General features: G+C 43.9%; 14 protein-coding genes. 10 read left to right on the top strand and 4 right to left on the bottom strand.

Annotation, left to right across the window (positions count from 1 at the left end; translation table 11 throughout):
- The first annotated feature begins 196 nt into the window (after nt 1-196).
- Complete coding sequence (gene mdh / locus AAC853_RS03285) at nt 197-1135, top strand: malate dehydrogenase (RefSeq protein WP_338883612.1); 939 nt, start codon at nt 197-199, stop codon at nt 1133-1135.
- A gap of 114 nt (nt 1136-1249) precedes the next feature.
- On the opposite strand, the gene AAC853_RS03280 is transcribed toward mdh, so the two are convergent.
- Complete coding sequence (locus AAC853_RS03280; RefSeq protein WP_340613680.1) at nt 1250-1516, bottom strand: helix-turn-helix domain-containing protein; 267 nt, start codon at nt 1514-1516, stop codon at nt 1250-1252.
- A gap of 187 nt (nt 1517-1703) precedes the next feature.
- Here AAC853_RS03280 and AAC853_RS03275 point away from each other — a divergent pair, with 187 nt between their 5' ends.
- The gene (locus AAC853_RS03275) at nt 1704-2063 is read left to right on the top strand and encodes a DNA-binding protein (RefSeq protein WP_340613679.1); all 360 of its coding nucleotides are present in this window, start codon (nt 1704-1706) and stop codon (nt 2061-2063) included.
- Between the two features lie 63 nt (nt 2064-2126).
- On the top strand, nt 2127-2507 hold the full coding sequence (locus tag AAC853_RS03270) for a DNA-binding protein (protein WP_338883610.1): 381 nt from the start codon (nt 2127-2129) through the stop codon (nt 2505-2507).
- 24 nt (nt 2508-2531) lie between these two features.
- Here the strand turns inward: AAC853_RS03270 and ispB are convergent, their stop codons facing one another.
- Complete coding sequence (gene ispB, locus AAC853_RS03265) at nt 2532-3503, bottom strand: octaprenyl diphosphate synthase (RefSeq protein WP_340613678.1); 972 nt, start codon at nt 3501-3503, stop codon at nt 2532-2534.
- A 251-nt stretch (nt 3504-3754) separates the two neighbouring features.
- Here ispB and rplU point away from each other — a divergent pair, with 251 nt between their 5' ends.
- The 3 genes from rplU to cgtA all read left to right on the top strand — a co-directional run bounded on the left by rplU (nt 3755) and on the right by cgtA (nt 5642).
- Nucleotides 3755-4063, top strand: coding sequence for a 50S ribosomal protein L21 (rplU, locus tag AAC853_RS03260; RefSeq protein WP_045968299.1), 309 nt, complete (start codon nt 3755-3757; stop codon nt 4061-4063).
- 20 nt (nt 4064-4083) lie between these two features.
- Nucleotides 4084-4341 (top strand): 50S ribosomal protein L27, encoded by a 258-nt coding sequence (rpmA, locus tag AAC853_RS03255; protein ID WP_038237679.1) that lies wholly within the window; start codon nt 4084-4086, stop codon nt 4339-4341.
- A gap of 131 nt (nt 4342-4472) precedes the next feature.
- On the top strand, nt 4473-5642 hold the full coding sequence (gene cgtA, locus AAC853_RS03250; protein ID WP_189758670.1) for an Obg family GTPase CgtA: 1170 nt from the start codon (nt 4473-4475) through the stop codon (nt 5640-5642).
- A gap of 87 nt (nt 5643-5729) precedes the next feature.
- Here the strand turns inward: cgtA and dacB are convergent, their stop codons facing one another.
- A complete protein-coding gene (gene dacB, locus AAC853_RS03245) occupies nt 5730-7190 on the bottom strand; it encodes a serine-type D-Ala-D-Ala carboxypeptidase (protein WP_338883608.1) in 1461 nt (486 codons plus the stop codon).
- Between the two features lie 294 nt (nt 7191-7484).
- On the opposite strand from dacB, the gene greA reads away from it, so the two are divergent.
- Complete coding sequence (greA, locus tag AAC853_RS03240) at nt 7485-7961, top strand: transcription elongation factor GreA (protein WP_340613677.1); 477 nt, start codon at nt 7485-7487, stop codon at nt 7959-7961.
- A gap of 194 nt (nt 7962-8155) precedes the next feature.
- Here the strand turns inward: greA and yhbY are convergent, their stop codons facing one another.
- Entirely contained in the window at nt 8156-8449 is a 294-nt protein-coding gene (gene yhbY, locus AAC853_RS03235) for a ribosome assembly RNA-binding protein YhbY (protein WP_047766250.1), read from the bottom strand.
- A 133-nt stretch (nt 8450-8582) separates the two neighbouring features.
- Between yhbY and rlmE the strand changes: the two genes are divergently transcribed.
- From rlmE to folP, 3 genes are all read left to right on the top strand, one after another.
- The gene (gene rlmE, locus AAC853_RS03230; RefSeq protein ID WP_074019936.1) at nt 8583-9212 is read left to right on the top strand and encodes a 23S rRNA (uridine(2552)-2'-O)-methyltransferase RlmE; all 630 of its coding nucleotides are present in this window, start codon (nt 8583-8585) and stop codon (nt 9210-9212) included.
- A 48-nt stretch (nt 9213-9260) separates the two neighbouring features.
- A complete protein-coding gene (gene ftsH / locus AAC853_RS03225) occupies nt 9261-11177 on the top strand; it encodes an ATP-dependent zinc metalloprotease FtsH (RefSeq protein WP_340613676.1) in 1917 nt (638 codons plus the stop codon).
- A 66-nt stretch (nt 11178-11243) separates the two neighbouring features.
- Nucleotides 11244-12098 (top strand): dihydropteroate synthase, encoded by an 855-nt coding sequence (folP, locus tag AAC853_RS03220; RefSeq protein WP_340613675.1) that lies wholly within the window; start codon nt 11244-11246, stop codon nt 12096-12098.
- Nucleotides 12099-12113: the final 15 nt, after the last annotated feature.

Here is a 12113-nt window from a genome sequence, read left to right as displayed (position 1 = left end):
AATTCTTGAAAAAGTGTCCATTATCTCATTAACAGATAAGCATTTTGTTTAGAATAAAACGACTTTGGTGTTCCATCGTCAGGCTATTAAGTGGATAATCTGACTGTTAACAGATTGTTTTTAATGCATGGTGTTTTTAATACATAGTGTATATAAATAGATCGTATTTACAGTACTTAATTTAAGGAGTATCAGGATGAAAGTTGCAGTTCTCGGTGCAGCCGGTGGTATTGGTCAGGCACTTGCCCTTCTACTCAAGACCCAGCTTCCTTCAGGTTCAGAACTTTCCTTGTATGACATTGCTCCGGTGACTCCAGGCGTGGCAACCGATCTGAGCCATATCCCAACGGAAGTCAAAGTCGCTGGTTTTGCTGGTGAAGATGCAACTCCTGCACTGGTAGGTGCAGATGTCGTATTAATTTCTGCAGGTGTGGCGCGTAAACCTGGTATGGATCGTTCCGATTTATTCAATATCAATGCGGGTATCATTCGTAATCTGGTTCAGCAGGTTGCTAAAACTTGTCCAAAAGCATTAATTGGAATTATTACCAACCCAGTTAATACCACGGTAGCAATCGCCGCTGAGGTACTGAAAAAAGAAGGGGTATACGATAAGAACCGCCTGTTTGGTGTCACAACCCTGGATATCATTCGCTCCAACACCTTTGTGGCTGAACTCAAGGGCAAGAAAGTAGAAGAAATAGAAGTTCCTGTTATTGGTGGGCACTCTGGTGTGACTATTCTGCCTCTGTTGTCGCAAATCCCAGGTGTTAGCTTCACTGATGAAGAAGTTGAAGCATTGACCAAGCGTATCCAGAATGCGGGTACTGAGGTTGTTGAAGCGAAAGCGGGTGGCGGTTCTGCAACACTCTCTATGGGACAAGCAGCGGCTCGTTTGGGACTGTCACTGATCCGTGGCTTGCAAGGTGAAAGCCATGTTGTTGAGTGCAGCTATGTTGAAGGTGATGGCAAATATGCCCGTTTCTTCGCACAGCCTGTTCGCTTAGGTAAAAATGGTATCGAAGAACGTTTAGATATTGGCAAGTTGAGTGACTTCGAACAGAAAGCATTGGATAACATGCTGGATGTTTTGAAGAAAGATATCGAATTAGGCGAAAAGTTTATTAATGGCTAATTCATTTATTAATGATTTATTAATATACGAATTAAGTTAAATATATTAGATAACTAAAACCGCTAGTTAGAAATAACTAGCGGTTTTTCTTTCAATAGTTATATTGATAGCTAATTATTCTTTTTCTCTCTCTCTAACTTTTCTTTCCAATAGTTCTCCTGTATGGGGATCGAAATAGCGGCTTGGCCATATTTCAGACGGATGTAGTTCTAAGTAATTCGCTATTATCCATTCTCCCTTGGGCCACGGGCGAGAAAGTGTATTCGCCAAAGTTGATGAACTCAGTCCTGCCGCACGAGAAACGGCAGCTAATGTCGTTCCTCGTTTACGTAAAGCGGCAATAATATCAGCAGGATGCCAATCCGATTTCATAGAAATCATTTTTTTAATCCTTTTCTATTAAATTTGAAGCCACATTAGTGGTATAACTAAAGCGTTAATGTGAAATTAATAACGAACATGAACCTGTTATTAAGAAAGTAAAATAACATTATTTTTTCTAAAAATGTTTCTAATTTTTTCTTAATAACTTCTTTTTTGAACTTGGTTACAAAAATAGAGAAACATTATGAAAAAAGAGTGGTATACGGCAATGGAGCTGACCGGTGTAGGTGAGTTACCTAGATCACCACAAGGAGTTAATGCCAGGGCAAAACGTGAAGAGTGGTTAAGGCAAAAACGGTCAGGTATCCAGGGAAGAGCGATTGAATACCATTACTCTTGTTTTCCTAAATCAACGTTAGAAGCTTTAGAGCTTCATGAAACACCAGCGGAATATCAGGTTCAGAAACAAGATCCTTTATCCGTTTGGGTAAGTGCATTTAATTTACTCACCGAGGAAGAGAAGGAGGCCATTACCGAAGTGATATTACGAGACGGCATAAGAAGCTTTTTGGAAAAAATCATAGCTACTCGAGACAGCTTTTGAAAGGCCAAGTGCTTAAAATTTGGTTTTATCGTCACTGCTCCAGTATCAAGCGAGGAGAAAGAGATGAAAAAAGAGTGGTATTCTGCAAAAGAACTCATCGGCCTCGCAGGGCTGCCATCATCTCCCCAAGGAGTCAATCTGATGGCAAGACGCGAGGGCTGGGAACAACGCCGTAAGCGTGGCGTACAAGGTAAAGCGCTTGAATATAATGTCAACAGCTTGCCCGAAGAAGTCGTGAATGTACTGACAGTCAGTGAAAGTTCGGTCGAATATTACCGTAATAAGCGACAAGACCCATTTATGATCTGGGTAGAGGCTTATTACCAGTTGAGTAAATCCGAAAGAGAACGAATGGTTAAATTTATTTTGAGAAAAGGGCTTGCCAGCCTTGTCCAATATGTCGGCATTCATGATTTTGATAATAAAGACAGCGCCCTAGATTGAATGATCTGGGGCACTGATTCAGTTTTAGGAAAGTCGCTGTACAGCGACATGAGCCAATCCCTCAAGAGCCGCCTTGTATGGAGAATCTTCCAGTGACTGCAATGCTGAAATGGCCTTATCAGCTTCTTCTTCTGCCCTCTGGCGGGTGTATTTAAGTGAACCACACTGTTTCATCGTTGCCAGAACAGTATCCAGCAAATGGCGGCCATTACCTTGTTCAATAGCACTTCGGATCAACGCGGATTGTTCCGGTGTTCCGTGATTCATGGCGTGCAAAAGAGGCAATGTGGGTTTGCCTTCGTTTAAGTCATCTCCGGTATTCTTACCAAGCGTACTGTTATCTGAATCATAATCCAGCAGATCATCAATTAATTGAAATGCGGTGCCAAGATAACGGCCATAATCACGTAGTGCTATTTCTTGTTCAGGAGTGGCATTGGCGAGAATGGCGGCTGAATGCGCAGCGACTTCAAACAGGCGGGCGGTTTTACTGTAAATGACCCTCATATAGTCATCTTCTGAAATATTAGGATCATTGCAGTTCATCAACTGCATGACTTCGCCTTCAGCGATGACATTGGTAGCATCAGACATCAATTTTAATACGCGCATGGAGTCGAGATCGGTCATCATTTGAAATGAACGCGTATAGATAAAATCGCCCACCAAGACACTGGCTGCATTGCCATAAATGGAATTGGCTGTTGCCTTACCACGGCGCATGTCAGATTCATCAACGACATCATCATGTAGTAGTGTTGCCGTGTGGATGAATTCAATCAAAGCAGCAACTTTGATGTATTTTTCGTCTTGGCAATGAAGAGCCTGACCTGCCAGTACGGCAATCATTGGCCGAATGCGTTTGCCACCGCCGCTGATGATGTAATATCCAAGTTGGTTGATCAGCGCAACATCAGAATTTAATTGGTTAAGAATGGTTTCATTAACCGCTGCCATATCATCAGCGGTGAGTTTAATTATCGATTCTAAATTCATGTTTTGGCTTTGGACTCTGATTCAGAGCTGTGCTCATTAATTAGCATATCAATAGATATCAAGATATATTGATTGTACTTGAAAAACCGTTCAAATAAATGACAATTGAAAAACTCTGTTTTTTTCTCATCTGTTCTAATTCTGCACTTGTCTTCCAAGTGGTTTTTGCGTAGAATTCGCGCCCTATTGTGAATATTTTATAGCGCGCTCTGGAAAGCATTTTTAGGGGGTGCGCGGAAAGCGGAGTTTATATGTACGCAGTTTTCCAAAGTGGTGGTAAACAACACCGAGTAAGCGAAGGCCAAACAATTCGCTTGGAAAAGCTGGACATCGCAACAGGTGAAACTGTTGAGTTTGACCAGGTGCTGATGGTCGCTAACGGCGAAGACATCAAAATCGGCGCTCCAGTAGTTGAAGGCGTTAAAGTTAAAGCTGAAGTTGTAGCTCACGGTCGTGGCGAGAAAGTTAAAATTGTTAAGTTTCGTCGTCGTAAACACAGCCGTAAGCAGCAGGGCCACCGTCAGTGGTTCACCGATGTTAAAATCACTGGCATCGCTTAAGATTTTAGGAGAGCAGATTAATGGCACACAAAAAGGCTGGCGGCTCGACTCGTAACGGTCGCGATTCTGAAAGTAAACGTCTGGGTGTAAAACGCTTTGGTGGTGAGTCTGTTTTGGCAGGTAGCATCATCGTTCGTCAACGTGGTACTAAATTCCACGCAGGCAACAACGTAGGTTGTGGCCGTGACCACACCCTGTTCGCATTAGCTGACGGGAAAGTTAAGTTCGAAGTTAAAGGTTCAAAAAACCGTAAATTTATCAGCATCGAAGCTGAATAAGTTTTTTGCATCTTGATCGAATCAGAAGCCCTGCAATGTGTGTTGCGGGGCTTTTTATTATTTTGGATTACGCCATCTCTGGGTACTAGCTGCCATCCAGCTTTACAGTGGCTATCCTACGGAGAAAAATGATGAAATTTGTAGATGAAGCCAGGATTCTGGTTGTAGCGGGAGATGGTGGCAATGGTTGCGTCAGCTTCCGTCGTGAGAAATATATTCCAAAAGGTGGACCGGACGGCGGCGACGGTGGTGATGGCGGTGATGTCTACCTGCTGGCAGACGAAAACCTTAATACGCTGATTGATTACCGTTTTGAAAAATCCTTCCGCGCTGAACGTGGTCAGAATGGACAAAGCCGCGATTGTACGGGTAAACGTGGTCAGGACATTACGATTAAGGTTCCGGTCGGCACTCGTGTACGTGATGTTGCTACGGGCGAAGTGCTTGGGGATATGCTGCGCCATGAACAGCGTTTTATGGTAGCCAAAGGGGGTTTCCACGGCCTTGGCAATACCCGTTTTAAATCTTCGGTAAATCGTGCCCCACGTCAAAGAACGATGGGAACGCCCGGAGAAAGTCGTGAGCTGATGTTGGAACTGATGCTGTTGGCTGATGTGGGAATGCTGGGGATGCCAAATGCAGGCAAATCTACCTTTATTCGTGCTGTATCGGCCGCAAAACCGAAAGTCGCTGATTATCCATTTACAACCTTGGTGCCAAGCCTTGGCGTTGTGCGTATGGATAACGAGCAAAGTTTTGTCGTCGCCGATATCCCTGGGCTGATTGAAGGTGCATCAGAAGGCGCTGGATTGGGTATTCGTTTCTTGAAGCATTTGGAACGTTGCCGCGTATTGCTACATTTGATTGATCTCTTCCCGATCGATGAATCCGATCCGGTTGAAAACGCCCGTATCATCATCAAAGAGCTGCATAATTACAGTGAAAAACTGGCAGGAAAACCACGCTGGTTGGTTTTTAACAAAGTCGATCTTGCTGATCCAGAAGAAGCCAAGCAGCGGGCAAAAGCTATCGCTGATGAGCTGGGTTGGGAAGGTGATTATTATATGATTTCAGCCGTGAATCGTCAGGGAGTGAAAGAGCTTTGCTGGGACATTATGGAGTTCATGAAGGCGCAGCCTCGCAGTATGGAAGCGTCGGAAGAGTCCCAACCTGAAAAAGTTGAATTTATGTGGGATGACTACCATAAAGAGCAGTTACAGCAAGCATCTGACGACGAAGATTGGGATGATGACTGGGACGAAGAAGATGACGAAGGCGTTGAGTTTATTTATAAACGCTAATCTTCCGTAACTATTTGAATATAAAAAAAGGGCGCTGTATTTGGCGCCCTTTTTTGATCAAGTTTTTCTTACCAAAACTGAGCCAACTCAGTGACTTTGATATAACGATTTATATAAATTGTGTTCAAAACGCGATAATGGAACACGGCGGGTTCGTTGATCTTCTGGAGGAACAGAGTATGCAGAGACAAACTGGACAAAAGCAATTTGTTGTCCACTGGCGGCAGTCATAAACCCTGCAAGATTATAAACCCCTTGTAATGATCCCGTTTTGGCAAAGACTTTACCATCAAGCCCCGATTCATGCAGGCCAGGACGGTAGGCCAACGTGCCATCATATCCCGCTTTGGGCAACATGGAGATGAAGTCCAATTCATCATTGTGTTGAGCAATAAATTGCAATATTTCCATCATGGTTGTGGCAGCGATTAAATTGTGGCGTGAAAGGCCAGAACCATCCACCATGATAGTATTGCCTAAGTCAATACCCGCTTTCTGTTTCAGGATCTGGCGGACTGCGTCGGAACCTGCTCGCCATGTCCCTGGAATGTTGAAATAGCGGTGGCCGAGGGTACGAAAGAGGGTATCCGCAATCATGTTATCTGATTTTTTCAACATGATTTCGAGCATCTTATGTAGTGGTGCAGATTGATTTACAGCGAGGATCTTTTCTGGTTGCTTAGGCGTTGACTGGAGCCGGATATGGCCTTTTAACTCAATACCGGCAATTTTCAGTTCATTCTTGAGTATCTTACCGGCATAGCTGGACCCATTCTGGATAGCAAATGCCAATGGCAGTGGTTCGTCACGTTGTGTCAGGCAACCTGTAAGGGTATATCGATTCAAATCACCCGATGTAACATCAAATTCACAATACTTCGCTTCTGGAGAACCCTTAGCCAAAGTTTTGACTTCACTCAGTACATTAACGGGATAAAAAGAGGGGACACGGACAGATGCCAGTTCGCCAGGTTGTTCTGAGCTGTAGAGTGAAACAGAAAAGCAGTTTTTATCCACGATGGCTGCTGATGGAGGGGCGCTGAAACATTGGGTCATATCGTTCCATATCCAGCCTGGGGCTTTATCATGGCTGGAGAAAATCGAAATATCTATAACGAGGTCTCCATCAATCTGTTTTATGCCAGATTGTTTTAAGGACTCCACCATGTTGCGCAGTTGTGAACGTGTTAGCATGGGATCACCAACAAAGCGAGCCGTTAGATTACCTTCTAATACGCCATCTGAAACATTAGCATCACTTTCCAGTGTTGTGATAAAACGGTAATCCTTACCAAGCTGTAGTAGTGCTGCTAATGCTGTCACAATTTTTTGTGTACTGGCAGGTAAAGCCATTTGTTGCCCGTGATAATCAATTAAGGGATTTTTTGCGCCAACGGTTTGGGCAATAAATGAAAAATTAGTCCCTGTAGGCAAATATTGGGCGCTTTTCTCAATAGGAGAGATATCAGAAGAGGCGTTTGCGCTGAAAATGCTTAGGCTCAAACTGAGCATACAAGCTATTCTGCTGGTCATTTTTAAAAGAGCCATAGATCCCGCATATGAAGGTGATGTATTCCAGAAATATTTGTATTAATCATACTAAGGTACAATTGAAAGGAAAAGTAAACGATGATCCATCATCAACTCTACGTTAGAATGATAGATCGACAGGTAAGTATGCCTGTGGACTTCAGATTGTGCTGAATTACACTTCTTTTTTTAAGTATCTATAAGCCTGCCTGATAAGGTGTGCTCATTGTGCTGTTATTAAAAAATGCGCTGTTATTACAAAAAATCAGGAAGATGTTGTTTGGGCTTAGGATTAATTTAGAGGTTGAATAAATGAAACAAATTCCGATGACGGTACGTGGCGCGGATAAATTGCGCGAAGAATTAGAGCATTTGAAAAATGTACGTCGGCCTCAAATTATTGCCGCAATTGCTGAGGCTCGTGAGCACGGTGATTTGAAAGAAAATGCGGAATATCATGCTGCTCGTGAGCAGCAAGGTTTCTGTGAAGGCCGTATTCAGGAAATTGAGGCTAAACTTTCCAATGCACAGGTGATTGATGTTACAAAGATGACTAACAATGGCCGAGTGATTTTTGGAGCAACGGTAACGGTATTGAACTTGGATTCCGATGAAGAGCAGACCTACCGTATCGTCGGTGATGATGAAGCCAATATTAAAGAAAATCTTCTTTCAGTGAATTCGCCGATTGCCCGTGGTTTGATTGGTAAAGAAGTGGATGATGTTGCTGTAATTTCTACTCCTGGCGGCCAAGTGGAATTCGAAGTTTTGAACGTAGATTATATCTAATACACCATGAGCAAATAAAAAAGGCCAGATTTTGGCCTTTTTTATCAAGGTAAATATACCCATCGTCTTTCAAGATGCATTTTATATCTCCCCGCTACGCGAGGAGATATAAACAATTACATTGATTTGCAAGCCGCAACTTGAAATTCATTGGGTATAAATTAATATGGCACTTTTGTATAAATATGCCGTGATTATTTAGGTAGACTAATCTTGCGTTCTTCTGATGGACGGTAGAGAACTAACATTTTGCCAATGATCTGCACGTTATGTGCACCAGTTTCACGAACAATCGCTTCAGCGATCAAAGTTTTTATTTCGCGGTCTTCGCCTGCGACTTTGACTTTGATAAGCTCGTGATGCGAAAGAGTTTGTTCAATTTCAGCCAATACGCCTTCGGTCAGCCCATTGTTGCCGATCATAACGACAGGCTTTAATGAATGAGCGAGACTTTTCAGGTATTGGATTTGTTTCTTGTTAAGAGTCATCGTTTTTTTGCTTAGTTGGGATTGAAAACGATATATTCTACCGCCATCTCATATCTATCACCATAAAAGTATGGTGTGGTTTGATAAGAGAGCGCAAAAAATAAGGCGCCTATTAGTAGAGTTGGAAAAAACAATGGCCAATAAAAAACGCTCAGCAAGCTCAAGTCGCTGGTTACAGGAACATTTTAGTGATAAATATGTTCTCCAGGCACAGAAAAAGGGGCTTCGCTCTCGCGCTTGGTTTAAACTTGATGAGATACAGCAAAGCGACAAAATCTTTAAACCGGGCATGACCGTTGTTGATTTAGGCGCTGCTCCAGGTGGTTGGTCTCAGTACGTAGTGAGTCAAATTGGTAATAGTGGGCGAGTCATTGCTTGCGATCTTTTGCCGATGGATCCGATAGTTGGAGTCGATTTCCTGCAAGGAGATTTTCGTGATGAACTTGTATTGAAAACATTACTTGAGAGAGTTGGTGATAATAAAGTCCAGGTCGTCATGTCGGATATGGCTCCTAATATGAGTGGAACCCCCGCGGTCGATATTCCCCGATCCATGTATCTGGTTGAGTTAGCGTTGGATATGTGTCGTGATGTGCTGGCCCCTGGGGGTAGTTTTATTGTCAAAGTATTTCAGGGAGAGGGCTTTGATGAATACCTGAGGGAAATACGCTCCCTTTTTGCGAAGGTAAAAGTTCGTAAACCAGAATCTTCGCGGGCACGATCACGTGAAGTATACATTGTAGCGACAGGGCGGAAAGTGTAGTACCCTGACTACTATTTGTTAACACAGTTGTAATATGAGGTTAATCCCTTGAGTGACATGGCGAAAAACCTGATTCTCTGGTTAGTCATCGCAGTTGTCTTGATGTTATTGTTCCAGAGTTTTGGTCCCGGCGATTCCAGTGGTCGTAGGGTTGATTACTCTAATTTCATCAATGAGATATCGCAGAATCAAGTAAGCGAAGTACGTATTTCGGGTCGTGACATTGATTTCACTAAGAAAGACAACAGTGGAAAATACAGCACTTATATGCCAATTCAGGATGAAAAGTTGCTGGATACCCTACTCAATAAGCAGGTAAAAGTTGTTGGTGAACCACCAGAACAGCAAGGCCTGTTGGCGACCCTCTTTATTTCATGGTTCCCAATGTTACTGCTCATTGGCGTCTGGATCTTCTTTATGCGCCAAATGCAAGGTGGTGGCGGTAAAGGGGCGATGTCTTTTGGTAAAAGCAAAGCCCGTATGTTGACGGAAGATCAGATCAAAACCACGTTTGCCGACGTTGCGGGTTGTGATGAAGCAAAAGAAGAAGTAGGCGAATTGGTTGAATACCTGCGTGAACCAGGCCGTTTCCAAAAACTGGGTGGTAAGATCCCGAAAGGCATCCTGATGGTTGGTCCTCCAGGTACGGGTAAGACATTGTTAGCGAAAGCGATTGCTGGCGAAGCGAAAGTCCCTTTCTTCACTATCTCTGGTTCTGATTTTGTTGAAATGTTCGTTGGTGTTGGTGCTTCCCGTGTTCGTGATATGTTTGAACAGGCGAAAAAAGCTGCGCCATGTATTATCTTTATTGACGAAATCGATGCAGTAGGTCGTCAGCGTGGTGCTGGTCTGGGTGGTGGACATGATGAACGTGAACAGACACTGAACCAAATGTTGGTTGAGATGGATGGTTTTGAAGGTAACGAAGGCATTATTGTTATCGCAGCGACTAACCGTCCTGATGTTCTTGATCCAGCTTTGTTACGTCCTGGCCGTTTTGACCGTCAAGTCGTTGTTGGTCTGCCGGATGTTCGTGGCCGTGAGCAAATCCTGAAAGTTCATATGCGCCGCATTCCGCTGGATACTGATATTGATGCATCAGTCATTGCGCGGGGTACACCCGGTTTCTCTGGCGCAGATTTGGCAAACCTTGTGAATGAAGCTGCCTTGTTTGCCGCTCGTGGTAACAAGCGTGTTGTTTCTATGGTTGAGTTCGAAAAAGCCAAAGATAAGATCATGATGGGCGCAGAGCGTCGTTCAATGGTTATGACGGAGGAACAGAAAGAAGCCACGGCATACCATGAAGCAGGGCATGCTATTATTGGTCGCTTAGTTCCAGAACACGATCCTGTGCATAAAGTGACGATTATTCCGCGTGGCCGTGCGTTGGGTGTGACGTTCTTCTTACCTGAAGGCGATCAAATCAGTGCAAGCCGCCAGAAGTTGGAAAGCCAAATTTCAACCCTATACGGTGGCCGATTAGCGGAAGAAATTATCTATGGTGTAGATAATGTTTCTACTGGTGCGTCCAACGATATTAAAGTGGCGACCTCTATTGCGCGTAACATGGTGACACAGTGGGGCTTTTCAGAAAAACTGGGGCCATTACTGTATGCGGAAGAAGAGGGTGAAGTTTTCCTCGGCCGCTCGGTTGCTAAGGCAAAACATATGTCTGAAGACACCGCACGTTTAATCGATCAGGAAGTGAAGGCTATCATCGATCGTAACTATTTACGTGCTCGTCAGATTCTGACGGATAATCTGGACATTCTTCATTCAATGAAAGATGCACTGATGAAGTATGAAACTATTGATGCTCCACAGATTGATGATCTGATGAATCGTACAACAGTACGTCCACCAGCAGGCTGGGAAGGTGATAAAAATGGCGGTAATAGCAATCGTCATGATACGCCATCTCCGCAGCAAACTTCAAAGCCTGCGGATGGTAATCCAACCGCATAACGTGGCTAACAATCTTGTATTAAACCCCAGGCTTGTCCTGGGGTTTTGACATTAAGGCACTTAGCGATGAAACTCACAGCCAGAGGCAGCGTCCTCGATCTTTCCTGCCCACAAGTAATGGGAATTTTAAACGTTACCCCTGATTCCTTCTCTGACGGTGGAACCCATAACACTTTTAATGCAGCATTAGAGCATGCCGCCAGGATGATCAAAGAAGGGGCAACTATTATTGATGTGGGAGGAGAATCGACTCGTCCCGGAGCAAATGAGGTAAGTGAGCAGGAAGAATTGGATCGTGTTATTCCAGTGATTGAGACGCTGGTGCAACGATTTGATACCTGGATTTCTGTTGACACTTCAAAAGCTGTTGTTATGCGAGAATCAGCCAAGGCGGGAGCGCATATTATCAATGACGTCCGTGCATTGCAGGAACTTGGAGCACTTGATGCGGCAGCCCAAAGTGGCTTGCCGATTTGTCTGATGCATATGCAGGGGCAACCTCGCACAATGCAAACAGAACCTCACTATGAAGATGTTGTTTCGGAAGTAAAAACCTTCCTGATACAGCAAATTGAACGCTGTGTTGCGGCGGGTATCGCAAAAAACAACCTGATCCTTGATCCTGGCTTCGGTTTCGGTAAGAACTTATCGCATAATTACCAGTTATTGGCTCACTTGCAAGAATTCCATCATTTGGGATTGCCTATTCTGGCAGGGATGTCACGTAAATCCATGATTGGCCAACTACTTGATGTACCACCACAGGAGCGTGTGACAGGAAGTGTTGCCTGTGCTGTGATTGCAGCCATGAAAGGTGCCCAGATTATCCGTGTGCACGATGTAAAAGAAACCGTTCAGGCAATGCAAGTCGTTCACGCAACACTGTCTGCTAATAATACCTGTACGACATACGGTATCTGAAAAGAATACATGTTC

The sequence above is a fragment of the Xenorhabdus thailandensis genome (assembly GCF_037996785.1).
Lineage (GTDB): Bacteria > Pseudomonadota > Gammaproteobacteria > Enterobacterales > Enterobacteriaceae > Xenorhabdus > Xenorhabdus griffiniae.
This window is presented reverse-complemented; position numbering and strand designations above follow the sequence as displayed.